At 73.3% G+C, this 26,971-nt stretch carries 24 protein-coding genes and 1 pseudogene; 17 read left to right on the top strand and 8 right to left on the bottom strand.

What is annotated here, in order from left to right; genetic code table 11:
• The first annotated feature begins 34 nt into the window (after nucleotides 1-34).
• From ACWEOE_RS35870 to ACWEOE_RS35885, 4 genes are read left to right on the top strand one after another with little or no spacing between them, the layout of a single operon-like run.
• Nucleotides 35-826, top strand: a complete 792-nt coding sequence (locus ACWEOE_RS35870) for a DeoR/GlpR family DNA-binding transcription regulator (protein ID WP_452017193.1) — start codon at nucleotides 35-37, stop codon at nucleotides 824-826.
• Nucleotides 823-2,274, top strand: a complete 1,452-nt coding sequence (locus tag ACWEOE_RS35875) for an FGGY family carbohydrate kinase (RefSeq protein ID WP_452017195.1) — start codon at nucleotides 823-825, stop codon at nucleotides 2,272-2,274. The genes ACWEOE_RS35870 and ACWEOE_RS35875 overlap by 4 nt, the downstream gene beginning before the upstream one ends.
• Nucleotides 2,274-3,683: an FAD-dependent oxidoreductase gene (locus ACWEOE_RS35880; protein ID WP_452017197.1), complete on the top strand. Its 1,410-nt coding sequence runs from the start codon at nucleotides 2,274-2,276 to the stop codon at nucleotides 3,681-3,683. The genes ACWEOE_RS35875 and ACWEOE_RS35880 overlap by 1 nt, the downstream gene beginning before the upstream one ends.
• Nucleotides 3,680-4,936, top strand: a complete 1,257-nt coding sequence (locus ACWEOE_RS35885; protein WP_452017199.1) for an FAD-dependent oxidoreductase — start codon at nucleotides 3,680-3,682, stop codon at nucleotides 4,934-4,936. The genes ACWEOE_RS35880 and ACWEOE_RS35885 overlap by 4 nt, the downstream gene beginning before the upstream one ends.
• 86 nt (nucleotides 4,937-5,022) lie before the next feature.
• Here the strand turns inward: ACWEOE_RS35885 and ACWEOE_RS35890 are convergent, their stop codons facing one another.
• Nucleotides 5,023-5,352, bottom strand: coding sequence for a hypothetical protein (locus ACWEOE_RS35890; RefSeq protein ID WP_452017201.1), 330 nt, complete (start codon nucleotides 5,350-5,352; stop codon nucleotides 5,023-5,025).
• 261 nt (nucleotides 5,353-5,613) lie between these two features.
• Between ACWEOE_RS35890 and ACWEOE_RS35895 the strand changes: the two are divergent.
• The 3 genes and pseudogenes from ACWEOE_RS35895 to ACWEOE_RS35905 all read left to right on the top strand — a co-directional run.
• Nucleotides 5,614-5,775 (top strand): annotated as a pseudogene (locus ACWEOE_RS35895) (class I SAM-dependent methyltransferase); the annotation flags it as partial.
• 159 nt (nucleotides 5,776-5,934) lie between these two features.
• Nucleotides 5,935-6,777: a TetR/AcrR family transcriptional regulator gene (locus ACWEOE_RS35900; RefSeq protein WP_452017240.1), complete on the top strand. Its 843-nt coding sequence runs from the start codon at nucleotides 5,935-5,937 to the stop codon at nucleotides 6,775-6,777.
• 170 nt (nucleotides 6,778-6,947) lie between these two features.
• The gene (locus ACWEOE_RS35905) at nucleotides 6,948-8,102 is read left to right on the top strand and encodes a hypothetical protein (RefSeq protein WP_452017203.1); all 1,155 of its coding nucleotides are present in this window, start codon (nucleotides 6,948-6,950) and stop codon (nucleotides 8,100-8,102) included.
• 30 nt (nucleotides 8,103-8,132) lie between these two features.
• Here the strand turns inward: ACWEOE_RS35905 and ACWEOE_RS35910 are convergent, their stop codons facing one another.
• Complete coding sequence (locus tag ACWEOE_RS35910; protein WP_452017205.1) at nucleotides 8,133-8,687, bottom strand: MarR family winged helix-turn-helix transcriptional regulator; 555 nt, start codon at nucleotides 8,685-8,687, stop codon at nucleotides 8,133-8,135.
• An 80-nt stretch (nucleotides 8,688-8,767) separates the two neighbouring features.
• Here ACWEOE_RS35910 and ACWEOE_RS35915 point away from each other — a divergent pair, with 80 nt between their 5' ends.
• From ACWEOE_RS35915 to ACWEOE_RS35940, 6 genes are all read left to right on the top strand, one after another.
• A complete protein-coding gene (locus ACWEOE_RS35915) occupies nucleotides 8,768-10,840 on the top strand; it encodes an MMPL family transporter (RefSeq protein ID WP_452017207.1) in 2,073 nt (690 codons plus the stop codon).
• 142 nt (nucleotides 10,841-10,982) lie between these two features.
• Complete coding sequence (locus tag ACWEOE_RS35920; protein ID WP_452017209.1) at nucleotides 10,983-11,894, top strand: Acg family FMN-binding oxidoreductase; 912 nt, start codon at nucleotides 10,983-10,985, stop codon at nucleotides 11,892-11,894.
• Nucleotides 11,891-12,772, top strand: a complete 882-nt coding sequence (locus ACWEOE_RS35925) for a universal stress protein (RefSeq protein WP_452017211.1) — start codon at nucleotides 11,891-11,893, stop codon at nucleotides 12,770-12,772. The genes ACWEOE_RS35920 and ACWEOE_RS35925 overlap by 4 nt, the downstream gene beginning before the upstream one ends.
• A gap of 48 nt (nucleotides 12,773-12,820) precedes the next feature.
• A complete protein-coding gene (locus ACWEOE_RS35930; RefSeq protein WP_452017213.1) occupies nucleotides 12,821-13,426 on the top strand; it encodes a CBS domain-containing protein in 606 nt (201 codons plus the stop codon).
• Between the two features lie 158 nt (nucleotides 13,427-13,584).
• Complete coding sequence (locus ACWEOE_RS35935) at nucleotides 13,585-15,261, top strand: GAF domain-containing protein (RefSeq protein WP_452017215.1); 1,677 nt, start codon at nucleotides 13,585-13,587, stop codon at nucleotides 15,259-15,261.
• A 93-nt stretch (nucleotides 15,262-15,354) separates the two neighbouring features.
• Entirely contained in the window at nucleotides 15,355-15,993 is a 639-nt protein-coding gene (locus tag ACWEOE_RS35940; protein WP_452017217.1) for a response regulator transcription factor, read from the top strand.
• Nucleotides 15,994-16,000: 7 nt separating this feature from the next.
• On the opposite strand, the gene ACWEOE_RS35945 is transcribed toward ACWEOE_RS35940, so the two are convergent.
• Nucleotides 16,001-16,960: an Acg family FMN-binding oxidoreductase gene (locus ACWEOE_RS35945; protein ID WP_452017219.1), complete on the bottom strand. Its 960-nt coding sequence runs from the start codon at nucleotides 16,958-16,960 to the stop codon at nucleotides 16,001-16,003.
• A 130-nt stretch (nucleotides 16,961-17,090) separates the two neighbouring features.
• Here ACWEOE_RS35945 and ACWEOE_RS35950 point away from each other — a divergent pair, with 130 nt between their 5' ends.
• The 3 genes from ACWEOE_RS35950 (at nucleotide 17,091) to ACWEOE_RS35960 (ending at nucleotide 20,970) form a co-directional block, all read left to right on the top strand.
• Nucleotides 17,091-18,824 (top strand): GAF domain-containing protein, encoded by a 1,734-nt coding sequence (locus ACWEOE_RS35950; RefSeq protein ID WP_452017221.1) that lies wholly within the window; start codon nucleotides 17,091-17,093, stop codon nucleotides 18,822-18,824.
• Nucleotides 18,825-18,953: 129 nt separating this feature from the next.
• Nucleotides 18,954-19,964: an Acg family FMN-binding oxidoreductase gene (locus ACWEOE_RS35955; RefSeq protein ID WP_452017222.1), complete on the top strand. Its 1,011-nt coding sequence runs from the start codon at nucleotides 18,954-18,956 to the stop codon at nucleotides 19,962-19,964.
• Nucleotides 19,965-19,986: 22 nt separating this feature from the next.
• Nucleotides 19,987-20,970 carry an Acg family FMN-binding oxidoreductase gene (locus ACWEOE_RS35960; protein ID WP_452017224.1) on the top strand — a complete coding sequence of 328 codons (984 nt, stop codon included), beginning with the start codon at nucleotides 19,987-19,989 and terminating at the stop codon, nucleotides 20,968-20,970.
• A 13-nt stretch (nucleotides 20,971-20,983) separates the two neighbouring features.
• On the opposite strand, the gene ACWEOE_RS35965 is transcribed toward ACWEOE_RS35960, so the two are convergent.
• Nucleotides 20,984-21,400, bottom strand: a complete 417-nt coding sequence (locus ACWEOE_RS35965) for a CBS domain-containing protein (protein ID WP_452017226.1) — start codon at nucleotides 21,398-21,400, stop codon at nucleotides 20,984-20,986.
• Between the two features lie 224 nt (nucleotides 21,401-21,624).
• Between ACWEOE_RS35965 and ACWEOE_RS35970 the strand changes: the two genes are divergently transcribed.
• Complete coding sequence (locus ACWEOE_RS35970; RefSeq protein ID WP_452017228.1) at nucleotides 21,625-22,125, top strand: flavodoxin family protein; 501 nt, start codon at nucleotides 21,625-21,627, stop codon at nucleotides 22,123-22,125.
• Between the two features lie 501 nt (nucleotides 22,126-22,626).
• On the opposite strand, the gene ACWEOE_RS35975 is transcribed toward ACWEOE_RS35970, so the two are convergent.
• The 4 genes from ACWEOE_RS35975 to ACWEOE_RS35990 all read right to left on the bottom strand — a co-directional run bounded on the left by ACWEOE_RS35975 (nucleotide 22,627) and on the right by ACWEOE_RS35990 (nucleotide 26,813).
• Nucleotides 22,627-23,664, bottom strand: coding sequence for an ABC transporter ATP-binding protein (locus ACWEOE_RS35975; protein WP_452017230.1), 1,038 nt, complete (start codon nucleotides 23,662-23,664; stop codon nucleotides 22,627-22,629).
• A 3-nt stretch (nucleotides 23,665-23,667) separates the two neighbouring features.
• Entirely contained in the window at nucleotides 23,668-24,501 is an 834-nt protein-coding gene (locus ACWEOE_RS35980) for an ABC transporter permease (protein ID WP_452017232.1), read from the bottom strand.
• A 9-nt stretch (nucleotides 24,502-24,510) separates the two neighbouring features.
• Nucleotides 24,511-25,497: an extracellular solute-binding protein gene (locus tag ACWEOE_RS35985; protein ID WP_452017234.1), complete on the bottom strand. Its 987-nt coding sequence runs from the start codon at nucleotides 25,495-25,497 to the stop codon at nucleotides 24,511-24,513.
• Between the two features lie 395 nt (nucleotides 25,498-25,892).
• Entirely contained in the window at nucleotides 25,893-26,813 is a 921-nt protein-coding gene (locus ACWEOE_RS35990; RefSeq protein ID WP_452017236.1) for an NADP-dependent oxidoreductase, read from the bottom strand.
• Nucleotides 26,814-26,971 lie beyond the last annotated feature (158 nt).

Genomic DNA, 26,971 nt, shown 5'->3' on the forward strand with positions numbered 1-26,971 from the left:
CTCGCTCGTGTATTCGAGGAAGGTAGGGGGAAACGTGCTTCCCGACGAACGCCGACGGCGGATCCTGGCGCTGCTGAACAGCAGCGAGGTGCTCCGGCCCGCGGACATGGCGACCCAGCTCGAGGTGTCGCCGGAGACCATCCGGCGCGATCTCGTGCTGCTGGAACGCGAAGGCGCGATCCGCCGTGTGTACGGCGGCGCGGCCAAGGCCAAGAACCTGTCCCGCAGCGCCGAGCCCGGCCGCGTGGAGCGCGAGCACATCGAGCGCGAGGCCAAGGCGGAGATCGCGGAGGTGGTCGCCTCGATCGTCGGCGGCGACGACACGATCTTCCTCGACGTGGGCACCACCGTGCTGGCCGCGGCCCACGCGCTGCCCGAGGCCTTCCGCGGCCGCGTCGTCACCAACAACCTCGGCGCCGTCCTGGCGATGGCCGGGCGGGACGAGGTGAACCTGCACCTCGTGGGCGGGCGCGTGCGGCCCGACGAGCTGACGTGCTCCGGACCCGACGCCGAGGAGCAGGTGAGCAACTTCTTCGCGGACAAGGCGTTCCTGGGCTCCGGCGGGGTCCACGTGACCGGCGGGCTCACCGACTACCACCTCGACGAGATCGCCGTCCGGCGCCGGATGATCAGCAACGCGACCGAGGTCTACGTGCTGGCCGACGGCAGCAAGCTCGGGCACGTCGCGCTGCGCAAGGTCTGCGGGCTCGACCGCATCACGGCGCTGATCACCGACTCGTCGGCGGACCCCGACATGGTGGCGCAGCTGCGCGACGCGGGCCTGACGGTCGTGCAGCCGGCCGTCGCCGAGGACGCGGCCTCGTGACCGGCGCCGTCCTGGCCATCGACCAGGGGACCTCCGCGACCAAGGCGCTGGTCGTCGGCGAGGACGGCACCGTGCTGGCCGAGGTCGACCGGCCGCTGTCCGTGCGGACGCCGGCGCCCGGGGCGGTCGAGGTCGATCCGGGTGAGCTGCTGGCGTCGGTGCTCGATGCCGGCCGCGCGGCCGTTGCGGCGGCCGGTGCCGGCGCCGGTGTCGTCGGGCTCGCCAACCAGGGCGAGACGGTGCTGGCGTGGGATCCCGCGACGGGCGAAGCCCTGTCGCCGTGCATCGTGTGGCAGGACCGGCGGGCCGTCGAGGTGTGTGACGCGCTGCGGGACTCCGCCGCCCGGCTCGGCGAGATCAGCGGCCTGCCGCTCGACCCGTACTTCTCCGCGCCGAAGATGCGGTGGCTGCGCGACCGCGTGGGTGCCGGGGGAGTGGTCACCACCACCGACACCTGGCTGCTGCACCGGCTCACCGGCGAGTTCGTCACCGACGTCGCGACCGCGTCGCGCAGCATGCTGCTCGACCTGGCGTCCGGCACCTGGTCCGACGAGGCGTGGGAGCTGTTCGGGCTGGCCGAGCGCCGGCCGCGCCTGGCCGGCAACGACGAGGTGGTCGGCACCACCGGCGCGTTCGGGACCGACATCCCGGTCGCCGGGGTGATCGTCGACCAGCAGGCCGCGCTGTGGGCACAGCGTTGCCGGGAGCTGGGCGAGGCGAAGTGCACCTACGGCACCGGTGCTTTCCTGCTGGTCAACACCGGCGACCGGCCGCGGCGCAGCGAAACCGGGCTCACGCCGTCGATCGCGTGGCGGATCGACGGGCAGCGGCGGTGGTGCCTCGACGGGCAGGTGTACACCGTGGGCAAAGCGGTGTCGTGGCTGCGTGACGTCGGCCTGCTCGGCTCGGCCGGTGAGCTCGACGACCTGGCGTCCACAGTGGACGACCCAGCCGATGTGGTGTTCGTGCCGTCGCTGGCCGGGCTCGCGGCACCGCACTGGCAACCGGGCGCGACCGGTGGCTTCCTGGGCCTGAACCTGGCGGCCACGCGGGCGCACCTCGCGTTCGCGGTCTGCCTGGGGATCGCCGCGCAGATCGTGGACCTCGTCGAGGCCGCGGCGGCGGACCTCGGCGGCGCCGCGCCCCGGCTGCGGCTCGACGGCGGGCTCACCCGGTCGCGGACGCTGGTGCAGCTGCAGGCCGACCTGCTGCAGGCGCCGGTGGAGGTCGCCGCCGCCCCGCACGCGACCGCCCTCGGCGTCGCCGACCTGGCGCTGCGCGGCGCCACCGGCCGCCCGCTGCCCGACGCCGGGCCGGGCACGGTCGTCGAACCGCGCCGGTCACCCGCCTGGGCCGCCGAGCAGGTGGGCCGGTGGCGGTCCGCGCTGGCGGCGACCCGGCAGTTCAGCGGCGAAGGCCGCGTGTTTCCCGGAAAGGCTGATTCCTGATGCCAGAGCCCGAATACGACCTGGCCGTGATCGGAGCTGGAGTGGTCGGATCGGCGCTGGCGCGCGAGTTCGCGCTGCGCGGCCGATCCGTGGCACTGGTGGACGCGCGCTCCGACGTCGGCGACGTGACCAGCAAGGCCAACACCGCGATCCTGCACACCGGCTTCGACGCGACCCCCGGCACCCTCGAGGCTCGGCTCGTCGCCCGGGGCTACCGGCTGCTGTCGGACTACGCGGCCAAAGCGGGGATCCCCGTCGAGCCGCTGGGGGCCCTGCTGGTCGCCTGGACCGACGAGCAGCTGGCCGCCCTGCCGGGGCTGGCCGAGAAGGCCGCGGCCAACGGCTACCACGAGACCCGGCTGGTGGATCCCGCCGAGCTGGCGCGGCGCGAGCCCCACCTCGGCCCGGGCGCGCTGGGTGCCCTGGAGGTGCCGGGGGAGTCGATCATCTGCCCGTGGACGACCACGCTCGCGTTCGCGACCGAGGCCGTGCGCCACGGCGTCGAGCTGCTGCTGGGCCGCACCGTGACCGGAGCCGAATCGGGCGCGGACCACACGGTGCTGCACACCGACCGCGGACCCGTGCGGGCCCGGTCCGTGGTCAACGCCGCCGGTCTCGGCAGCGACCGAGTGCACACGATGTTCGGGCACGACTCGTTCACGATCACCCCGCGCCGCGGCCAGCTCATCGTGTTCGACAAGTTGGCGCGTTCGCTGGTGAACCACATTCTGCTGCCGGTGCCGACGAAGCTGGGCAAGGGCGTGCTGGTGAGCCCGACCGTCTACGGCAACGTGATGCTCGGCCCCACCGCGGAGGACCTGACCGACCGCGCGGCCACCGAGTCCACGGAGGACGGTCTGGCCATGTTGCGGGAGAAGGGGAACCGGATCCTGCCCGCGTTGCTGCGTGAGGAGGTCACCACGATCTACGCGGGCCTGCGGGCGGCGACCGAGTTCGGCGACTACCGGATCTCGTTCCACCCCGACCAGCGGTACGTGTGCGTGGGCGGCATCCGGTCCACCGGGCTCACGTCGTCGCTCGCGATCGCCGAGCACGTCGGCGCGGAGCTGGCGGGCTGGCCGGGTGAGGAGATGCCGGGGCCGCGCGCGGACGTCGTCCCGCCGCAGATGCCCTACCTCGGCGAGGTCGACCCCCGGCCGGCCGAGGACGCCGCGCTGATCGAGGAGGACCCCGCGTACGGCGAGATCGTCTGCTTCTGCGAACGCGTGAGCCGCGGCGAGATCCGCGACGCGCTGCACAGCGACATCCCGCCGTCCACTGTGGAGGGACTGCGGCGGCGGACCCGGGCCGGCATGGGGCGGTGCCAGGGTTTCTACTGCGGCGCGACGGTGGCGCGGTTGGTCGACGAGGGTGCGGACGCGCCCGTGAAGGCGGAGGCCGCGAAGTGAACGATCGGGTCAGACACGATGTCGACGTCGCCGTGATCGGCGCCGGGCCGGCCGGGCTCGCGGCGGCGGTCGCGCTGCGCCGAGCGGGGGTTCAGCGCGTCGAGGTGATCGAGCGCGAACCCGTCGCCGGCGGGATTCCGCGGCACTCCGCGCACACCGGCTACGGCCTGCGCGACTTCCGGCGGATCATGACCGGACCGGCGTATGCCCGCCGCTACGCCGCGCTCGCCGCGGCGGCCGGGGTCAACGTGCGCACCACGACCATGGTCACCGGCCTCTCCGGCGACGGCGGCCTCGAGGTGACCTCGCCCGCCGGCCTGTCGGTGGTGCACGCCTCGGCGGTGCTGATGGCCACCGGCGCCCGCGAGCGCCCGCGCCCGGCGCGCTGGGTGCCCGGCGACCGCGGCCAGGGTGTGTACACCACCGGGCAGCTGCAGCAGACGGTGTACCTGCACGACCGGCCCGTCGGCCGGCGCGCCGTCGTGGTGGGCGCCGAGCACGTGGCCTACTCGGCGATGATGACGCTGCGCCACGCCGGCGTCGAGGTCGCCGCTCTGGTCACCGAGCTGTCGCGTCCGCAGAGCTACCTGCCGTTCCACCTCGGGGCGCGGTGGCTGTTCCGCGTACCCGTGCTGACCGGCAGCCGCGTCGTCGCGGTGCGCGGCAAGCCGCGGCCTTCGGAGGTCGAGCTGGAACGCCTGGCTGACGGCCACCGGTGGACCGAGCCGTGCGACACCGTCGTTTTCACCGGCGACTGGGTGCCCGACCACGAGCTCGCCCGCACCGCCGGCGTCGGCATGGACCCCCACACCCTGGGCCCGGCCACCGACGCGACCGGCGCAACCACCACGCCCGGCCTCTTCGCCGCCGGAAACCTGTGCCACCCCGTCGAAACCGCGGACGTCGCGGCCCTGTCCGGTCGCCACGCCGGCCGCTCCATCGCGCGCTGGCTGGCCGCCCGCACGACCTCGGTCGCCGCCGCCGGCATCCCGATCGAGGTCGACGGCCCGCTCGCCTGGAGCAGCCCGCAGCGCATCTCCTCGCCGTCGGACCTCCCGGCCCGCGGCCGGGTGATCCTGCGGCCGAGCGTGTTCGCCCACCTCCCGCGGGTCCGCGTCACCCAGGCCGACCGCGTCCTGTGGGAGGGCCGCCTGCCCCAGTTCGTGCCCTCCCGGCCCGCGCTGCTGCCGGCGTCGTGGCTCGCCCGCGTGGACCCCTCGGGGGCGGCGGTGCGGATCGAGGCGCTGATCTGACGGGTGTGTCCTCTGTGGACATAGAGTGGGTGCGGTGCGGGGCGAGTGCCCGGCCCCCGCCGGTCAGGGGTGGTGGACGGGCGCGGTCACTCGCCCGCGATCGTCAGTTTTCCGGTGTAGGTATCGATGCCGGACTCGCCCGCGATCGCCGCACCATTTCGACGGCCCGGCAAGGTTTCCCGCCGGCGTCCGCGCAGCGGCCGTACCCCGGCGCACTGATCAAAGCCACCACGCTCGGCGTGGGCGTGCAGGGCGCGGCCTGCATCGGCTCCACGTTCATCTCGATCCACCTCGTGACTGACCTGCACTACGCGAAATCGCCGGTCTGCCGGATCGCCTACGGCATTGGTCCGCACACCGGGCAGGAATCGTTCAATCGGACAATCATTCGTTATGGACAGCCGCGGAAGCTTCACCGCCGAGACGATGGACCTGCAGCGGGCGTTCGAAACCCACCGCCCCCGCGGGCGGCGGCGGTTCGAAGACCCCTACGCCACCGCGTTCCTCAGACCGTGGCTTCACGTGCTGGCCGAGGCGGCGAAGCTCCCGGGGATCCGCCACGTCGCCACCGGGCGCTACGACGTGGTCGCCGGGCCGGGGCCGCGGGCGTCGGCCGCCGCGCGGACCCAGGTCATCGACGAAGCACTGGCCGAACTCCTGGAGTCCGGCGCCAGTGCGTGCTCCTCGGCGCCGGATACGACACGCGGGCGCACCGCCTGCTCGCGCTCGCCGCCACCACGGTGTTCGAGGTCGACCATCCCGCGACACAGGCCCGGAAACGCGCGGTGCTCGGCGGAGGCCGGGTCACCTACGTGCCCGTCGACTTCGAGCGCGACGACCTCGCCGGCCGACTGCGCGAAAGCGGGCTCCACGCGGGGAAACCGAGTGTGTTCGTCTGTCCCTCGCCGACCGCGGTTTCGGCTTCGACAAGGACGTGTCGACGTTCGAGGCCGGCGGCGGTTCGCGGGTGTACCGGATCGCGATCGCGAGGAGGCAGTGTGCCCCGCATCAGTGAGCAGCGCCGGGCCGCTCAGCGGCAGCGGATCCTCGACGCGGCGATGACGTGCTTCGAGAAGGCCGGCCCGGACGGCGCGTCCATGCACGAGATCGTCGCCGAATCGGGCATGAGCGCCGGCGCGATCTACCGCTACTTCGGCAGCAAGGAGGCGATCATCGAGGCGGTCGCCACCGACCGCCACGACCACGAACGCGCCCTGATCGCCGAAGCGGTCGCGAACGGCGGCCCGGACGCCCTGCGGCAGTTCCTCAACGCCTACTTCGACTGGATCGCCGAACCCGAGGAGGCCCGCCGCCGGCGCGTGACCGTCCACGTCTGGGCCCGCGCGCAGCACGACGAACGCCTCCGGCCGCATCGTCACCGACGGCCTGCTCCCGCTGGGTGCCGTCGAACGCGCGCTCACCGACCTCCCGCTGCCGGCAGGCGTCGAGCCCGCCATGTTCGCGCGCGTCCTGCTCGCCGTCATCCAGGGCTTCCTCCTGCAGCGTTCCTGGGAACCCGACCTCGATCCGCGGCGGTACCGGGAAACCGTCACCGCCCTGCTCGACCAGGTGCTGCCCAGGTGAGCCCGGGGATCACCGCGGGTTCCGGCCGGACCGGTGCGACACCGGCTAGCTCACCCGGTTGGTCAGCATTTCTCGGTACCGGGCAGGCAATCCGCGGGTCGGACGTCCCAGCCGGATTCGGCGGTGTCGCGGCCGCGCCGGGCAGATCGGCGGGCCGGTCGACGGGGAAGAACCACACCGCGGTGGTGCCGCGGGCGGCGGGGCTCCCGTCCTGGACCGCCGCCTCGCCGAAGCCGAAGGCGGCCACCTCCGTCTGACCCGCCCGAAGCCGGCCCTGTCCACATTGCTGCTGCCGCTCGAACACTGACACGGCACGCAACCCGCGACGACAGGGCGCTCCGGCGGCCTCATCCGGACGAGGTGATGCCCGAACGTGCCGGGAGTTGTGATGGTGCAGGCGAAGCACCAGGCTCCGAGGGAGGGCGCCATGAGCACATCGGGAGGTCCGCCGGATGCCGAGCGCCCCGCGACCGGCTCGGCAGCGCCCTCGAACGACCCGGCCCGGGTGGCGCCCCCCAACCCCCGGGAGGAACCGGACTCGCCGCCCCCCGACGGTGCCGGAACCGATGCCGCGGCCCGGGCCCCGCAGGTGCGGAAGGTCCTCGTCGGCCTGCTCATCGCCCCGGTGATGGGCACCATCATGGTGACCACCTACGTGTGGGCCAACCACGGAGTCGTCGCGCGCGACCTGCCGTGGGGCGTGACGGGACCGTCGCCGCTGACCAGCGCGGTCCAGCAGAACGTCAACATGGACATCCACACCTACGCCAACCAGGCCGACCTGGAGACCGCGGCCGGCGAGACCACCATCTACGGCGGCTTCAACGCCCAGACCAACACCGTGGTGATCTCGGAGGCGGCGAGCCTGTGGGCGCCCGGTGTCATGCCCGCCGAGTACCTCAAGGCCGGCCAGGCGCTCGGGCAGCAGGTCCACTTCAGCGTGATCAACACGCTGCCGAAGGAGGATCCCGAAGGGGTGGTCCCCGGGCTCGTGGTGTTCGTGCTGCTCGTGGCCGGCTACCTCGGGTCCACGATGGCGATGCAGCGCACCGGGCACGCCGCCGCGCACCGCCGGGTCGCCATCCTGGCCGGGTACGCCGTCGTCGCCAGTCTGGTGTTCAACCTGATCGTGGGCCCGGGACTGCACGCCTACCCGGACGTGGGGCGCAACTTCTGGCCGTTGTGGGGTGAGTTCGCCCTCGTCCTGCTGGCGGTGGCCATGCTGGCCGGGTCCCTGCAAAGCCTGATCGGGCCGCTGGGCACCCTGGTCACGGTGGTCCTGGTCGTGTTCCTGGGCAACCCCTCCACCGGCGGGGTGAACGGAACCGCCTACTTGCCGGCGTTCTGGCAGTTCCTGGGCCCGATCCTGCCTCCGTGGAATGGAGTCACCCTGGTCCGCAACACCCTCTACTTCCACGGGAACGCGATCACACAGCAGCTCATCGTGCTCAGCCTGTACGTGGTAGTCGGGGCGATCCTGATGACCATCCTCGGCTGGGGGCGGCTGAGGTGGTGGCGTGGCCCGCAGAACACGATCGACCGTGCCGAGGAGACGGGAATCGCCGCGGTACCACCGGGATGACACCGCAGGAGGACGGGCAGGCGCTCCGGTTCAGTGGGGCTTTTCCCGTCCTCGATCCGCGGGTTCCCGATCGTCGGTCGCGGCGGTGACGGCGGCCGACACGTCCCGCAGGAACCGCGCGATGAGGGCTTGCTCCGGTTCGCTGTAGCGCCCGATGGCCGCGCGGACGTGGTCGGCGAGCGGGCCGAAGAGGGCGGCGCCGAGGGCCAGCGCGGAGTCGGTGATCCGCAGGTCGACCTGGCGGCGATCGGCGGCGCTGCGGGTGCGGCGCAGGTGCCCGGCTTGTTCGAGGCGGTCGATGAGCGCGCTGGTGGCCGGCGGGCTCAGGTGCAGCGCCGCGCTGAGGCGGCCGGGGGTCATCGGTTCCCGGGACCGGTCGGCGTCCATGACCACGGCCAGCGCGTTGAGATCGGTGCGGTGCAGGCCGTGGCCGGCGCCGAACGTCGCGACGTAGCGCTCGGTCTCCACGGCGTGGCGGCGCAACAGCCCGGCCAGCCCGTGGGGGTCGCCGGCCGGGGCCGCCGGGCTTGCTGCCATGTCGTGCTCCTCGTTGTCGTCGTCGCGCGGGAGCTCGGTTGCGATCACGAGCTCCCCACTCTACGGTTCCATCATCGAATATTTCTATGGTGGAAATAAAACGGACCCGTAAGAAGGGATGTCAAGAGGTGAGCGACGACGCCCCACGCCCCCGCCGCCCGAACCGCCTGCGGTGGCTGCTCCCGGCGGTGCTCACGGTGCTGTGGCTGGCGCTCGGTGCGCTCGCGGGACCTTTCGCCGGCAAACTGGGCGACGTCGTGCAGAACGACAGCTCCGCGTTCCTGCCCCGCAGCGCCGAGGCCACCCAGGCGCAGACGCAGGCCCAGGCGTTCGTCGACCGCGAGGTGCTGCCGGCGGTCGTGGTGGCGGAGCGGTCCACGGGGCTGACCGCCGCGGACCGCGCGTTCCTCACCGAGCGGTCCGCCCGGATCGCCCGGCTGCCAGGGGTCGTCGCGCCGGTGTCGCCGATCATCCCCGCGCCGCGGGACGACCGGGCCGTTCAGGTGGTGGTCGGGATCGACGCGTCCGGCAACCCCGGCGACGTCGCGACCCAGATGCGCGACGAGCTGGCCGGCGCGCCCTCGGGGCTGACCCTGCTGGTGACCGGGCCGGCCGCGCAGATCGCGGATCTCGTGGTTGCGTTCGGCGGGATCGACGGGGTGCTGCTGCTGGTCGCCGGTGCGGTCGTGGCCCTGATCCTGCTCGTGGTCTACCGCAGCCCGCTGCTGCCGCTGCTGGTGCTCGTGTCCGCCGTGTTCGCGCTCGGACTGGCGAGCCTGACGGTGTACCTGTTGGCGGACAACGGCATCATCGATCTCAACGGGCAGAGCCAAGGCATCCTGTCGATCCTCGTCTTCGGCGCGGCGACCGACTACGCCCTCCTGCTGGTATCGCGCTTCCGCGAGCAGCTGCGCGACACCGGTGATCGGTTCGGCGCCATGCGGGCGGCCTTGCGGGGCACCGTCGAACCCATCGTCGCGTCGGCGGCGACGGTCATCCTCGGCGTCCTGTGCCTGGTCTTCAGCGAGCTGAACTCCAACAAGGCACTGGGTCCGGTGGCGGCGATCGGCATCGCGTCGGCGCTCGTCGCGTCGCTGACCTTCCTGCCGGCCGTGCTGGTCCTGTTCGGCCGCGCCGTCTTCTGGCCCCGGGTGCCCGCGCTCGGCTCTCCGCACCCGGAGATCGCCGGCGTGTGGGGCCGCGTGGCGGAGTTCGTGGGCCGGTCTCCCCGGGCGATCTGGGTGGGCGTGACGCTCGTGCTGGCCGTCGGCGTGGCGTTCCTGCCGCAGCTGAAAGCCACCGGCACCAGCCAGTCGGACGTGTTCCTCGACCAGGTCGACTCCGTCACCGGACAGCAGGTGCTGGCGCGGCACTTCCCGGGCGGCGCCGGCGCGCCGACCGTCGTCATCACGAACGCCGGCGCGGCCCCCGCGGTGCGGTCGGCCGCCGCGGTCGACGGGGTCGAGCAGGCCACCGTGGTGCCGCCGGTCGTCGGCGGCCGGTCCCGGGTGGAGGTGGTTTTGCGCGATGCCCCGGACTCCACCGCGGCCGTCGACACCGTCCTGCGCATCCGCGAAGCCGTGCACGCGGTGCCGGGCGCGGACGCCGTGGTGGGCGGGCCCACCGCCGTGCAGCTCGACACCCGGATCGCGGCGGAGCACGACCGGAACCTGATCATCCCGATCGTGCTGGTGGTGATCTTCCTCGTGCTGGCGTTGCTGTTGCGGGCTTTGCTCGCGCCACTGCTGCTGATCGCGACGGTCGTGCTGTCGTTCGCCGCCACGATGGGGTTGTCCGCGGTCGTGTTCAACTCGGTCTTCGGGTTCCCCGGCGCCGACCCGGTGGTGCCGTTGTTCGGCTTCGTGTTCCTGGTCGCGCTGGGCGTCGACTACAACATCTTCCTGATGACCAGGGTGCGGGAGGAGACCCGGCGTTCGTCCACCCGGGCGGGGACGCTGCGCGGGCTCGCCGTGACCGGGGGAGTCATCACGTCGGCCGGCGTGGTCCTCGCCGCGACGTTCGCGGCGCTCGCCGTCATCCCGATCCTGTTCCTGGCCCAGATCGCGTTCATCGTCGCGGCCGGCGTGCTGATCGACACCCTGCTGGTGCGCACGCTCCTCGTGCCCGCGCTCACCCTCGACCTCGGCCGCCGCACCTGGTGGCCGTCGCGGCTGTCCCGGGCCGAGCCGTTCCGCCCTTGAGTCCGGTGTGGACACCCGGGCGGTTCCACGTCGCCGGGTGACGTTGGTCCTTTCCCGTGGTGGCTTGTGGCCGCCGCGCGGGCACGGCGGTGCGCGGTTGGCTTGGTGGTGTCCGCGAACACCGACACAGTCAGGAGCCACTGTGAAGACCACCGCCGGATCGGGGCCCGGGGGCTGGACGAACGCCGAAGCCGAGATCCTCGCCAGAGCGGTCCGGCGGGCGCCGTCCGGGCACGACACACACCCGTGGGCGGTGGAAGCGGTCGCGGGTGCGGTGCTGTTGCGTGAACGAGCCGATGTCGCACTGCCGCGGCACGATCCGGGGCGCCGCGGGCTCGCGATGGCGTGCGGCGCGGCGCTGGCCGACCTCGAGCTCGCGGTGCGCGCGCTCGGGCGCAGCGCCGACGTCGTGGTGCTGCCCGACCCGGACTCGCCCGACGTCGTGGCTCGCATCGGCACGCGGGCGTGGATGCCGCCGTCGGAAGTGGAACTGCAGCGGTTCGCCGCGATCGCCACCCGACGCGGCCACCGGAGCCGGTTCACCGGGCTGCCGGTGGGATTTCCGCGGGCCGCGCGTGTTGCCCGGGCCGGGGCGACGACCGGGGCGGAAGCGGTGCCCCGGCCCGATGCCGGAGAGCTGGCCGCGCTGTTCGACCACGCAGCGCGGGTCCGCGGCGACGGTGCCTACCAGCGCGCACCGTGGACGATCCGCAGGGCCGGCCGCCACGCACCCGTGGTGGCGGGCGGTGAGCTCCCGTGGGCGGCGCCCGTGGTGCCCTCCCGGCCCGCGGGGGAGACGTTCGTGCTCGTGCTGACCGCCGGCGACGGCCGCGTCGACCACGTCCGCGCCGGCCTGGTGCTGGAGCGGTGCAGGCTCGAGGCGATCCGGCTCGGCCTCTCCACCTCGGAGCTCACCCAGCCGCTCTCGGCACTGTGCCGGGACCAGGACCTGCCCGGGTTCCCGCAGGCACTGCTGCGGCTCGGCCGGACCCCGCGGGGGGCGCCGGCGGGCGTGCGCCGCGCCGCGCTGGTCGGCCACGGGAGTGCGCCGTGAGCAGGCGCCCCGTGGTCGTCGGGGTGGACGGGAGCGAACCCGCGGCAGTGGCGGCCCGCTGGGCGGTTCGCGAGGCCGCGGTCTGGCAGACCTCGCTCACCGTGCTCACCGTGACCGGTCCCGACCGAGCCCGGCCGGAGCGCGGCGGTGCCGCCGCGCGCGAAATCGCCTTGAAGACCCGCCAAGAGCTCAGCGCGGACCGGCCGGGAGTCCTCGTCGCGGCCGCCACGACCACGGGCGATGTCGAGTCCGCACTGCGCGCGGCGTCGGCTAGCGCGCTGCTGCTGGTCCTGGGGCCACCCACGGCGACACTGTCCGGGCTGCTGGCGGGTTCCCCGGACGCCGATCTCCTCGCCCGCGCCGACTGCCCGGTGGTGATCGTGCGGGGTGCGGGCGCGACCCGCACCGACGGGCCGGTGGTCGTCGGCGTCGACGGCAGCCCGGCGAGCAGCGCCGCCGTCTCGCGAGCGTTCGACGAAGCATCGGTGCGGCAGGCGCGGTTGGTCGCGTTGCACTCCTGGCACGACAGCTACGACGGCCGGCCGTTCGCGGCCGATCCGGCGCCCGCGGTCGCCCACGAAGCCGAGCGGCGCGCGTTCGCCGCGCGGCTCGAGCCGTGGCGCATGCGGTACCCGGACGTCCGGGTGGAACCCGTGCTGGAGCGCGACAGTCCGCGCGACCGGCTGATCGAGCGGAGCAGGTCCGCCGCACTCGTCGTTCTCGGCAGCCGCGGCCGCGGTGGGTTCACGGGCATGGTGCTCGGCTCGACGACCCACGCGCTGCTGCACCACGCCGAATGCCCGGTGATGGTCGTCAGCGAGCGCAGCGCCCTGGTCACCGCGCCGGGCCGGATCCGGGCACGACACCGTCGCGGCTGAGGGGGTCGGTCCTGCTTTCACCGCAGCACAAGAGAAAGGAAGCAACTCATGCGCGCACGAGACCTGATGTCGGCGCCGGTGGTCACGGTGTACCCGTGGTCCTCGGCCAAGGAAGCGGCCGAAGTGCTGTCGGCGCGCGGGTTCACGGCACTGCCCGTGGTCGACGACGACGACGACCGTCTCATCGGGATCGTCACCGAGGCGGATTTGATCCGCGGCCGGATCCCGGAAGACGCGCGGTCCGCGCACCTGCGCCACGATCTCCCCGCCGCCGTCGAGACCCCGGTGGAGCGGGTGATGACCACGCCCGTCACGGCGATGGCACCCGGCACCGACGTGGCGGACCTGTGCCAGGCGCTGGTCGAGGCGAAGATCCGCGCCATGCCGATCGTGGACGGCAGCCGGCTCGTCGGCATCGTCACCCGCGGCGACGTGGTCCGGGTGCTCGCGCGATCCGACACCGCGATCTCGGCCGACGTTCGCCACCGCCTGGAGATCTACGGGGGTGTCGGGCGCTGGAAGGTCGAGGTCCACGACGGCGTGGTGCGGATCGTCGACCGCTTCGACGACGCGACCGACCGGCACGTCGCCACCCTGCTCGCCCTTGCGGTGCCGGGGGTCATCGGGGCCGACATCGTCTCGGCCGGAGCGTGATGACGATCCGCCCGACGTCCACCGTTCCCTTGCCGCACTGCTGAAACACCTGCGCCACACCGGACGCGGTGCCACCTTGACGGCGTCGTGGCGAAGTGGAAAGACTGAACCGCTTCGCGGTTTCGTCCGACGCGGGCCGCCGAGGGGCGGGAGCCGGGGTGAGCGACGACAACGGAGCCGAGGCGGGCCGGCTGACGTTCCCCGATCGGCCTCGGTTGGAACTGGACCAGTTGCTGGGCCAGCTGGTGGAGCGCGCCCAGGAGGTGATGGGCACGCAGGGCCGCCTGCGGGTGCTGTTGCGGGCCACGCAGATGATCACCAGCGACCTGGCACTGCCCGCGTTGCTGCGCCGCATCGTCGACGCCGCCCGTGAGCTCGTCGGGGCGCGGTACGCGGCGCTCGGCGTGGTCGGTCCCGACGGGCGGCTCACGGAGTTCGTGCACGCCGGCATGCCGGCGGAAACGGTCGCGCGCGTCGGCCACCTGCCGGAGGGCAAGGGGCTGCTCGGCGCGCTCATCGACGATCCGCAGCCCATCCGGCTGACGCGGCTGCAGGACGACCAGCGCTCGATCGGCTTCCCGCCGGAACACCCGCCGATGGAGAGCTTCCTGGGCGTGCCGATCCGCGTGCGCGGCGAAGTCTTCGGCAACCTGTACCTCGCGGACGGGGACCGGGGCCCCTTCACCGCGGAGGACGAGCAGCTGGTGCTGGCGCTGGCGGCCGCCGCCGGGAGCGCGATCGACAACGCGCGCCTGTACGAGACCTCGCGCAGCCGGCAGGCCTGGCTGCGCGCCTCGGGTGCGATCGCGCGGGCGCTGCTGGCGCCTGACGCCGGCAGCCCGCTCGACCTCGTCGCCGGGCACGCCCGGGACCTCGCCGCCGCGGACCTGGTCACGATCGTGCGGCCCACGGACGACCCGGCCGTGCTGCGCGTGGACCACGCGGTCGGCCTCGAAGCCGAATCGTTGATCGGTGCCCTCGTGCCGGCCGGGGCCACGCTGTCCGGACTCGTGCTGGCGAGCGGGAAACCGAGGGTGGGTTCCTGGCCGCGGGCGGGGGATCCGCGCCTCGACCTGGACGCGGTGCTCGCGTTGCCGCTGACCGGCGCCGGGCGGATCACCGGGGTGCTCACCGCGGCCCGGCGGACGGGCCGGCCGGCGTTCTCGGCCGACGAGCTCGAGATGGCTGCCGCGTTCGCCGACCAGGCCGCCGTGGCGATCGAACTGGCGTCCGCGAGGGCCGAACAGCAACGCAACGCGCTGCACGACGAGCGGGACCGCATCGCCGCCGAACTGCACGGCGAGATCGTGCACCGCCTCTACGCCACCGGGATCTCCTTGCAGACCACGGTCGGACTGGCCAAGTCACCGGTTGTCGTGGCGCGCCTGCGCGACACGATCACCGATCTCGACGACGTGATCGGCCACATCCAGGAGACGGTGTTCCGGCTCGACGCGCCCGTTCACGAGAACCGCGTGTCACTGCGCGACGCCGTGCTGCGCGTGCTGGCCGACGCGGCGCCCGGGCTCGGTTTCACCGTGGCGACGCGGTTCACCGGCAAACTCGACCCCCATCACGCCGAAGCCGTGGTGCCGTTCCTCGAAACGGCACTGCGCTTGATCGCCGGGCACGCGGCGGCCACGGCGGCGAGCGTGGAGCTGCGAGCGGACCCCGACCGCCTCACCGCGGTGGTCCGCTGCACCGGCCGCGCGGCCCTGGACCGGGTCGCCGCGGCCGAGCTGACCGAGCTCGGGCGCCGAATCGGCGGTGCGCTCACCGTGGACCGCGTCGAGGACGAAACCCGGCTGACGTGGACGGTCACGGACCGAACCTGAGGACCAATCGCGCTCGTCCGGGGACTTCGGTCCCCTCTGCGGGAGGTCCCCGGGTCGTAGTCTTCGGTGGTGCACGGGGTGCGAGGAGTGGTGATGCTGCGGGTTTTCCTGGTCGACGACCACGAAGTGGTCCGCCGCGGGGTCGCCGAGATGGTGGAGGACGAACCGGACCTGACCGTCGTCGGGCAGGCCGGCAGCGTTTCGCAGGCGCTGGCCCGCATTCCCGCGCTGCGACCGGACGTCGCCGTTCTCGACGTGCGCCTGCCGGACGGCAACGGCATCGAACTCGCCCGGGAGCTGTTGTCGAAGCTGCCCGAGCTCAAGTGCCTGATGCTCACGTCCTACACCGACGAGCAGGCGATGCTCGACGCCGTGCTGGCCGGGGCGAGCGGCTACGTCATCAAGGACATCACAACCCTCGACCTGGTCTCGGCGGTGCGGGAAGTCGGCGCAGGCAGGTCACTGCTCGACGCCCACGCCGCCGCGGCGCTCATGGCGAAACTGCGGGCCGGTGCGGAGAAGAAAGGCCCGCTGGCGCAGCTGTCCGAGCAGGAACGCACACTGCTCGACCTCATCGGCGAGGGACTGACCAACCGCCAGATCGCCGAACGCATGTTCCTCGCGGAAAAGACGGTGAAGAACTACGTTTCCCGATTGCTCACCAAGCTCGGCATGCAACGGCGCACCCAGGCGGCGGTGCTGGCGACGGAACTGCGCGCAGAGCGGGACTGAAGTCCGTTCACGCGCTGACCGACGGCCGGTCGAGCAGCACCTCGTCCAGCGCCCGCCGGGGAGTCCACGCGACCGGGGAACCGTAGCCCAGCCGCAGCACGATCTGCGGCCACAGACCGTCGCCGAGGAGGTGGCGCAGGCGCGTGCGGGTGGCGCCGATCCCGATCGGCCGGGAGATGAACGACGCGTCGAGGCCGTGCACGGTGGCGGTCAGCAGCACGCGCTGCATGGCCTGGCCCGCCCGTACGCGGTCGGCGGGCGAATCGCCGAAGGAACCGACGACCACGACGAGAGGCCGCAGCCCGGCGGTACCGGAGTCGCGCAGCACCCAGGAGTCGTCGGCGGTCTCCGCCGCGGTCGGCACGCCGTCGGGACGGCCAAGCGCGCCGCCGGTCCACCGCCGCCATTCGGCCCGGAACGCCGGATCGGCATCATGCAGGAGGTGGCTTTCGTGCACGAGCTCACGCAGCCCGGCGAGCTGGTCGGCGTCGAGCTGAGGCAGCCAGGCCTGTTCGGCCTCGGCGGCGTGGCGCAGCGGGTTGAGCACCGCCGGCGGAACCGGGTCCGCGCCGAACGGCGCGCGGTTGGTGTGCCGCCGCGGAATGGCCTTCGCCAGCTCGGCCACCCGGTGGTCGACCGCGGCGGGCGTGCGGGGCCGCACCAGCGCGAGGAGGCCGGGTTCGTCGCGCCGGGGGAAGAGCGTGGTCACCGGGTTCACCCCGGCGGCGTGGATGGCCGCGCGCAGGTTGAACAGAGCCGCGCCGCAGGAGAGCAGGAGCTCACGCCCGTCGGCGTCGGCGACGGGCAGCACCCGGCCGTGGTCCGCGTGGAGCCCGATGCCGTCGGCGTCGATGCTGAACAGCCAGGGCTGGGTGTTGTGGGTGGAGGGCGCCGAGGTCGCGGCCCGCAGCACCGAGGTCACCTGCTCGGTGCTGAGCCGGCCGACCGGCGCCAGCTGGAAGGTCATCGGTCTCCTCCCGAGTCCTCTCGGGGCGCAGACTGTCGGTGGTGGGTGAGGACCAGCGTGGGCGGCGCGTCCGCGCCCGCACAGAGGAGAAAGTCACCGCCCGCGCGGGCGTTCGGGGAAGGGTGGTGAAATGCCGGCCACGGATCCGGGACCGGGCGGCCGCCGGCTGTCCGACACCCTGTCACGGCTGCGGTTGCGGGAGACGTTGCGGGACCTGCAGGAGCACGTGGACGAGCTGATCGGGACCCGCGACAAGATGGACGGCCTGCTCGACGCCGTCCTCGCGGTCGCGTCCGGGCTCGAGCTCGACACCACGTTGCGGCGGATCGTGCGAGCCGCCGTCGACCTGGGGGAGGCGCGTTACGGCGCCCTCGGGGTGCTCTCCGACCGCGGTGCGCTGGCCGAGTTCGTCTACCTGGGGATCGACGCGGCGACGCGGGAGCGGATCGGGCACCTGCCCGAGGGCCACGGGCTGCTGGGGCTGGTGATCGACGACGCCAAACCGTTGCGGCTGGACGAGATCTCGGCCCACCCCGCGTCGGTGGGCTTCCCCGAGCACCACCCGCCGATGCACTCGTTCCTCGGTGTTCCGGTGCGGGTGCGCGAGGAGGTGTTCGGGAACCTCTACCTCACCGAGAAGCGGGGAGGGGGCGCGTTCACCGACGACGACGAGGTGATCCTGCAGGCACTGGCGGCCGCCGCCGGGATCGCGATCGAGAACGCGCACCTCTACGAGCAGGCGCGGATCCGGCAGCGCTGGCTGGGCGCGACCGAGGAGATCACCACGGAGCTGCTGGGCGGGGCGGACCCGGTGGACGCGCTGGACCTGATCGCCGGACGGGCGCTCGAGCTGACCGGCTCGGACGGCACGATGCTCGCGCTGCCGGGATCGGGCCGCCTCGACTCGGACGAGGAGAGCGACACCGAACCCGACGAGCTGACGGTGTCGGTGTGCGTCGGCGGGACCGCGGAGCTGCTCACCGGACTGCGGATCGACGTGGCCGCCACCGTGGCGGGGTCGGTGTACCGGGACCGCACGCCACGCCGGGTGCCGGAGCTGGACCTCGCGCCGGGCCACCGCTACGGCCCGGCGCTGGTCGTGCCGCTGCGGGCCGGGGACCGCACGTCCGGTGTGCTGATCGCGATGCGGGAAGCGGGATCGCCGGCGTTCGAGACGGCGCAGCTGCCGGTGGTGGCCTCGTTCGCCGACCAGGCCGCCCTGGCGTTGCAGCTGGCCGCCCGGCAGCGTGCCGCGCGGGAGCTCGACGTGCTGTCCGATCGCGACCGCATCGCGCGCGACCTGCACGACCACGTGATCCAGCGGTTGTTCGCGGTCGGGCTGGCGCTCAAGAGCACGCAGCGCCGGGCGCGGGACCCGGATGCGCAGCGGCGCCTGCAGGAAAGCATCGACCAGACGCAGGAGATCGTGCACGAGATCCGCACGGCGATCTTCGACCTGCACGGCGGTCTGGCCGGTGAAACCCGGCTGCGTCACCGGTTGCACGACGCGATCGCCGAACTGACCGACGACGCGCCCGTGCACCCGACCGTGAGCATGGCGGGCCCGCTGGACACCGTCGCGCCGCAGCTGGCCGAGCACGTGGAGGCCGTGGTGCGCGAGGCGGTGAGCAATGCGGTACGGCACTCGGGCGCCTCGACGTTGACCATCTCGGTGTCCTTCCGGGACGCCGCGATCACCGTGTCGGTCACCGACGACGGAACCGGTTTGCCGCAGGAGATCTCGCCGAGCGGGCTGGACAACCTGCGCGACCGCGCGGAGGCCGTCGGGGGCACCTGCGTGGTGGATTCCGTGCCGGGGCGGGGTGTGCGGGTCGAGTGGACCGCGCCGGTGCACCGGGGGTAGCCGGCCCGACGACGCTGCCGCCCTGGGACGTCTGCCGCCCGGGTGGTGACTTTGGGCCCCAGCACGGGGTGTCGGCGGTGGAGACGATGAAAACCCGGAGCGCTCGACTCCGGGTTCAAGGAGTGGAAGATGATGACCTCGGCCCCGGCGACGGCGCTGGCCCCCTCCGAGATCGCGGTGCTCGACCGCGCCGTGAGCCGGGCACCGTCCGTGCACAACACCCAGCCGTGGGACCTGCGCGTGCACGTCACGGACGTCGATCTCGTCGAGCGCACCGGTGTGGTGTTGCCCAGCCACGACCCGGAAGGGCGGGACCGGGTGCTGTCCTGCGGTGCCGCGCTGGCGCACCTGCAGCTGGCGGTCCGGGTGCTGTGCCGGTCGGCCGCCACGACGCACGCCGAGGAGGGCATCGTCGTCGCGACGGTGCACGCGCAGCCGGACGCGAGTCCCGGTCACGACGAACTGGCGCGCTACCACGCCATCGGCCGGCGCCGCAGCCACCGGCGGTGGTTCAAGGCCGTGCCGGTGTCCGGACCGGACCGCCGGGCGGTGGCCGCGGCGGGTGCCGAGCCGGGCGTGCGGGTGGTGGTGCCCGCGCACCGGACCGAGCTGGGCACGATGCTGGGGTTCGCCACGCGCGTCTTCCGGGCCGATCCGGCCTACCAGCGGGAACTGGTGACGTGGACGGCGCGGACCCTTGGGCCGCACGCACTCGGTGCCACCGACGGGGTGCCCGAGGCCGCGCTCGGCCACGACTGCCTGCCGGCGGCCGGGCTGGTGCGCCGCGATACGCCGGTGCCGGACGACGCGCACCTGGCTGCCCGGCTCGAAGCCGAGAACCTGCTGATCCTGTGCACCGAGGGCGACAGCCGGCGCGAGCACGTGGCCGCGGGCGCCGCGTGCGCCCGGGTGTGGCTGGAGGCCACGGCACGCGGGCTCGCCGGGGCCGTGCTGACGCAGCCCCTGCACCTGCACGGCTTTCGCGAGCTGCTCGTCGAACGGCTCGAGCTGCCGGGGCTGCCGCAGGTGATCTTCCGCTACGGCCACCCGGAGGCCGCGGTGCCGCCGTCGCCGCGCCGGTCCCTCACCGACCTGGAACCCGGTGACCTCCCCGGGTCCCTGCCGCGCTGCGCGGAGTGACCCACCCGAGCAGGAGACCACGATGAGCACCTCGCTTTCCCCCGTCGTCGAACAGGCCTTGTCGGCGGCGACGCGTGCGCCTTCGCCGCACAACACGCAGCCGTGGCGGTTCGTCGTGGCCGGGCCGCTCATCGAGGTGTGGCTGGATCGCGACCGCGTCCTCGGCATCGCCGACCCGGCCGCGCGCGAGGCCCGGCTCTCGTGCGGCGCGGCGGCCGGCAACCTGCTGCTCCTGTTGCGGGCCAACGGGTTCGGCACGTCGATGCGGATCATGCCCGATCCGGCCGAGCCGGATCTGCTCGCCGTGGTGCGGTTCACCGACGAGGAGCGGCCACCCGCGACGGACCACCGCCTCGTCGACGCCGTCTGGCGCCGCCACACCAACCGCCGCCCGATGTCCGCGCGGCCCGTGTCGCCCGCGATGCGCGCGCGCCTCAAGGCCGCCGCGCTGACCGAGGGCGGTGTGGTGGAGTTCCTCGACGCCTCGGGCCGCTACCCGCAGGTGACCGCGCTCGTGCGGCGCGCCGAGGCCGAGCAGGCTTCGGACGCCGGCTTCAAGGCGGAGTCCGCGCGGTGGACGGGTCGTGCTCCCGACAGCCCCGATGGCGTGCCCACGGCCGCGTTCGGACCGCCGCCGGAGGTCCCGCCGGTCCTGCCGCTGCGTTCGTCGCACGAAAACCCCGCGGTCGCACCGCGCGAGTTCGAACAGGACCCCGTGCTGGCGGCCGTGCTCACCCGCGACCGCGGACCGGCGGCCGAGGTGCGTGCCGGGCTGGTCGTCCAGCGTGTGCTGCTGACGGCGACCGCGGAGGGGCTGGCCACTTCCTTCGTCTCGCAGCCCTTCGAAGCCCGCGGAACCCGGCAGCACCTGCTCGACCTCTTCAGCGGAATCGGGCAGCCGCACGCGTTGGTGCGCGTGGGCCACGGCTTGCCGGTGCGCGGGACGGCCCGCCGGCCGGTCGCGGACGTGACGAGCGTGCGGGCGCCCGGCGCGTCGTTGCCGTGATCCGCCCGCGGTCCTAAGAGGACGGACGGGGCCAGGCCCTGAGCACGTCCCGGAACGACACCATGCCGACCAGCGAACCGTCCTCGACCACGGGCAGCACGCGGACCCCCGCCTCGGCCATGAGGCGGGCGAGGTCGAACGCATCGAGCCCGGGTGTGGCGACCGCCGCCGGGGCGTGCATCACCGAGGCCACCGTGCGGTGCCCACCGAGCACCACGCCGGTGTCCGGGTCCCCGGCACCGGGCGGCTCGCCGGGAAAGCCGGGCCGGACGAGATCCGCTTCGCTGACCAGCCCCACGAGCCGGGCCGCGTGGTCCACCACCGGCAAGGTGGTGAACCCTCGTCGTGCCATGAGCGCCGCGGCCTCGGCCGGCGACGCGTCGGGGGTCACCGCGATCGCCGGTGAGCTCATGATGTCGCGGGTCCGCATGGCTCGATCTTGACGGTTTCGCCACAGCGGGACCAAGAGCCTTCGGTCCTCGTCGAGGCCGGCGCACGGGACCCGTGCCGGGGGACCGACGACCCGGTGGCGCGGGCAGAACGGCTCTCGGGGGCCGGACTGCCCGCCCGCGTCGCGAAATGGCGACGGGAGTGTTTCCCCGTGAACGGGAAAGCGCGCATTCTTGACCCGAGCGCCTCGCGAAAGGAGAAGCCATGCGCGCGCTGATCGTTTACGAGCCCCTGTCCGGCAACACCGAGGAAGTCGCCCGCGCCGTGGCAGACGGGCTGGGCGCGGCGGACGTGGTGCCGGTCGACGAAGCACCCCACGACCTCTCGGGGTTCGACCTGCTCGTGGTGGGCGCACCGACGCACGTCCACGGACTGAGCCGTCCGCCCAAGCCGGCCACCGCGGGCGGGACGCACGAACCCGGCCTTCGCGAGTGGCTGGCGGGTTTCCAGGTCCTGCCACCGGGAACCGCCACGGCCGCCTTCGACATCCGGGTCGGCAAACCGCACTGGCTCTCCGGCTCCGCCGCGCGAGGCGCCGGCAAGGCCTTCACCCGCCTAGGCCACCCGCCGGTGGTCCCGGCGGCGAGTTTCTTCGTCGAGCCGGCCGACGACGGAGCCCGCCTCCGGGCCGGCGAACTCACCCGCGCCCGCGCCTGGGGCGCCACCCTCGCCCGACACCGCCACGGCGGTGCCCCGCCGGGCTGAGCGCGGCCTTCGATCCGATCGAGCTCGGTCATGGTCGGGAGGCGAACTGCGAGGTAGCACTTCCGGCTACTCGACCCGCCAACACGTCGCGGTCAGCCGACGCCGTTCCCTAGTCTCGCCACGGCTCGCTTCGCGGTGTGGTGGGCAGCAGGGTTCTCGGCCCGGTGCTCGGCGTGGGATCGCCGGGCCGGAAAGGTGAGTGCACGGCACGACGTTCGGCGCTTCGGCCGCGACCCACGGAGGCGCACACCGCTGCCCGCTCGACACCGCCCGTGGACCCGCTGCCTGGCGTCGAGTTCGAGGTGCCCGGCCACGACGGACACCGAACGGTGCTGACCCTCTCGGGCAGGCAGTTCGTCGAGACGCGCGACGGCGCCCGGTGGCGGGGCGCGGCGTCGCCACGTCGGTCCACCCGCCACCGTGGGCAGCAATGCGTGGCTGCGGCATCGCCCGTGAGAGGCGGGGGCGACAGGATTGATGCGGCGCCGGCCCGCGCGCGACCTAGGGTGAACGTGGTGCGGGTTCGAGGATGCGCAGCGCGTCACGAGGCACCGCGACCTCCACGTCGCCGCCGAGACCGTAGAGGTCACGGTGCAGCACGAGCGCGGTCAGTGGTGGTGTGGTGCCGAGCAGGACCCGGGCGAGGGGGACGGTCCGGACCACTTCGAGGACCCGGGCGCGTGCTCGGAGCGCGGGGGTCGAACGCCGGTCCGGACTGTCGAGGAGGACTTCTTCCGGGCGGTAGTACACGGTTCCCCGCTTCGTGCCGTCGCCGAGGACCGCGGAGTCGATCGGCAGCTCGCCGACCCGCAGGCCGGCGGAGTCGTGGCGGGCGGGGCCGAGCGCGGTCCAGCCGAGCAGACGTGCGGTGACCGCGTGGGTGGGACGGCGGGTCAGCTCGTCGGCCGGGCCGGTCTGGCAGAGGGTGCCGGCGTCGAGGATGGCCAGGTCGTCGGCGAGGCGGAGCGCTTCGTCGCGGTCGTGGGTGACGTGGATGGCGGGCACGGCGAGATCCTGCAGCGTCGTCCGCAGGACTTCGCGCAGTTCCTCCCGGACGGGCTGGTCGAGCGCGGAGAGGGGTTCGTCCAGCAGGAGCGCGGCCGGTCGGGCGGCGAGGGCGCGGGCCAGCGCGACGCGTTGCCGTTCGCCGCCGCTGAGGGAGCGGGGTGCGCGGTGGGCGAGGTGGGCGATGCCGAACCGGTCGAGCAGTTCCCCGATCTCCGGGTCGCGCCGGCGTCTGCGCAGTGCGGGGGCGAAGCCGACGTTGTCACCGACCGACAGGTGGGTGAACAGCGCGGCGTCCTGGAAGACCACGCCGATGCGGCGCCGGTCGGGGGGAAGGCCGGTGAGGTCGTGGCCGTCGAGGTGCACGCGGCCGCTGCGGGGGGTGCGGAACCCGGCGATGGTGTCGAGCAGCATGCTCTTGCCCGCGCCGGACGGCCCGAGCACGATCAGGGCGCGGCCCGGGGAAACGGTGAGGTCGACGGGGCCGAGCCGGAAGGATCCCGCCCCGGTGTGCAGGTCGGACACGGTGAGCACCGGTCACCACCGGGCGCGGGTGGTCCCCGCGACGAGCCGGCCCGAGGCGAGGGTGCGCAGCACCAGGAACGTCGCGAGGGCGACGAGCAGGAGCAGCACCGCCGCGGACGCGGATTCGGCGAGGCCGGCCGAGAGGAACAGGTTGTAGATCGTGACGGGCGCCGTGGCCGGGTAGTAGGCGAGGATGACGACGGCGCCGAACTCGCTGATCGATCGCGCGTACACGAGCACGGCGCCGGTGAAGATTCCGCGCCAGGCCAGCGGGAGGCTGACGCGCCGGAAGGTCTGGCCCGGTGAGGCGCCAAGGCTCCGGGCGGCGCGTTCGACGTTCGGGTCGAGGGCTTCGAACGCGACGCGTGCGCTGTTGACGGCGAACGGCGCGCTCACGAACAGCATCGCGACGATGATCCCGGCCTGCGTGCCGTAGAACGACAACCCGGTGGCCAGCAGGGGAGTGCCGAGCCAGCCGGTGCGGCCGAACACGAACAGCAGGGCGATCCCGGCGACGGTGTGCGGGACGGCCAGCGGCAGGTCCACGATCGCCTGGACGAGCGCGTGCCCGGGGAAGCGGCGTCTCGCGAGCAGGTAGGCCAGCGGGACGCCGAGCACGGTGGCGACCACGGCGGTGATCGCGGCGTCCTGGACGCTCAGCAGCAGGGCGTCGCGGATCTCGCCATCGGCCGCCGCGGCGCGGAGGCCGCCGGGTGAAGTGGCGGTGAGCAGGCCGAGCACGGGCAGCAGGATGAACCCGATCAGCACCCCGCCGGCGCCCCACAGCAGCGCCGGAAACAGCCCGCGCGACACCCGGACCGCGCTCCACCGCCCGTGTTCGGCCATGTCGCTCATTCAGGACCCGGGCAGCTTGGCCGGGACGGTCAGCGGCTTCACCGACGCGGGCAGTTGCGCGCCGTTCGCGACGCCCGCGACCGCCGGGTCGACCACCGTGAACCCGTTGTCGCTCATGATCTTCCGGCCCGCCGGGGAGAGCACGAACTCCACGAACCTCAGCCCCGCGGCGGAGTTCGGTGCGTTGGTGGGCACGGTCAGCGCGTACACGATCGGTTTGCCCGTCCGCGGCCCGGACGACGTGGGCACGCTGACCGTCGCGTAGGTCGCGGCCAGCGCCGGGTCGGACAGGTCGATCTGTGCGGGCAGATCCAGGAACTTCAGGTGGTGCTGCAACGCGTCGGACCGGTAGATCCCGAGGTAGTCGATCTGCCCGGACGACACGGCCGGCAACAGCTGCGTCTCGGTGCCGACCATGGTCTCCGGCGGAGAGTTCGCGAGCACCTCGGCCGAGAGGTTCGGCTGGTGGTAGTGGTTCTGCGCCAGCGCGAGCATCTGCATCGTCTGGTAGCCCGACGGGTCGGTGTCCGGATTGGACCGCCCGATCCGCACCCCCGGCTGCGCGAGCACCTGGGGCCAGTTGTCCGCCGTGAGACCCGCGGCGCCCTTGCTCCGGTCGGTGTAGGCGAAGGTGATGCGATTGGCGGCGAACCCGACGAACCAGTTCGCGAACTGCGTGCCGCCGTTCGTGCCGTACATCTTCGACGGGATCAGCGAGTAGTCCGCCACACCCAGCACGTCTACCGGATTGTGGAGCTCGGTGATGCCCCGCACCACCTCGACGCTGCCGGCGAACCGCGACTGCACCGTGACGTCCGGGTTCTGCGCCTTGAACGCCGCGATCACGGCGGTGAACGGTTTGGCCAGCGTGCCGGCCCCGTTCACGATCATCGTGCCGCTGACCGGGGCGGCGGAACCACTCTCCGGAGCCGAAGGAGCCGGCGGCGAGGACCCGCAGGCCGCAACCACCGCCACCAACGCCGTCACCGCACTGATTGCCCGTACCTTGAGCCCGAGGCCCCGTCGCACCGTGCCGCCTCCTGCCGCGTCGCAGAGGTCAGTCAGGTTACCGACTGCCCGGTAAGGGCGACAGTGGCCATCTTGCTCGGGAGCGCAGCCATCGCAGACGAGGGCGGATGCCGATTCGGCGGCCGCCCTCGTCTGCTCTCGCCTTTGCGTCAGCCTTCGGCCGGCACCGGGGCGTGGTCCACGACCCCGCGACGCCGGCGAGGCCGGTCGATCAGACTTCCGTGGCGAGCGGTTCCTCGAGGCCGTTGTCGATGAACCGGGTGGCTTCCTGTTGAGGCCGCCACCAGAGTGGGACCGGACGACCGGGTAACGATGTGCGGCGACCCGGCCGGCCGCTTCCGTGACTTCGACGCCTACGACTCGTGGACGACGACGATCGGCTTCCCGCCGCCTTGCCGTCCGGAGGCGAAGGCCTTCGGTGCCTCGGCCAGGGAATGGCGGGACCCGATCGGCACGCGAAGGCTGCCTTCACGCACGAGCGCGACCAGCTCGGCCAGGCGGGCCCGGTCGGCTTCCACGACGAAGAAGACCGACCGCCCGTACCGCGGCTCGACCTCCGGCGGGGCGGCGATGGTGACGAGCGTGCCACCCGCTCGCACCAGCCCTGCGGAGCGCACGCCGATCTCCTCGCCGAACACGTCGAGAACCACGTCGACCTCGCCGACGTCTTCCAGCCGCTCGTTCTCCAGGTCGACGAACGCGTCGGCGCCCAGGTCGAGGGCGACCTCACGATTGCCGGCGCGGCCCGTGCCGATCACGGTCGCGCCCGCTCGCTTCGCCAGCTGCACCGCGAGCGAGCCGACCCCTCCGGCGGCGCCGTGGATCAGCACGGTCTGCCCCGCCTCGAGCCGGCCGTGGTCGAACAACGCCTGCCACGCGGTCAGCCCGGAGACCGGCAACGCGGCACCGACGGTGTGGTCGACGTCGGCCGGCAGCGGTGCGAGGTTGCGGGCTTCGACGGCGGTGAACTCGGCGAGCGACCCGTCGCGGGTCCAGTCGGCGAGCCCGAACACGCGCTGCCCGACGGTGAGCCCGGTGGTGCCGTAGCCGAGCTCGGTGACGACACCTGACAGCTCGTGACCGGGCACGCTGGGTGTGCGGTCACGGCCCGCCCGGTCGGTCCAGGTGCCCGGCCACTGCAGCTCGCCGGAGGTGAAGCCGGCCGCGTGCACTCGCACGATGACGTCGTTCTCCGCGGCGTGCGGGGCCGGGCGGTCGGTCAGGGTCAACCCTTCGACCCCGGCGGCGGGGTCCTTGACGATGATGGCTTTCATGCTGAGTCCTCGTGGTGAGCGGGCAACGGGTGGCCGTGGGCGTTCGCCGGCCTGTCCGCGAGGCTAGTGCCGTATCAAGCAACGTTGGGTAGGTAATCGGGGCGGCGGATCTTGGAGTTGACGGCGAAGTGGCGTTTGGGGTGGCAGTGGCGGTTGCG

The organism is Amycolatopsis sp. NPDC004368, assembly GCF_053602515.1.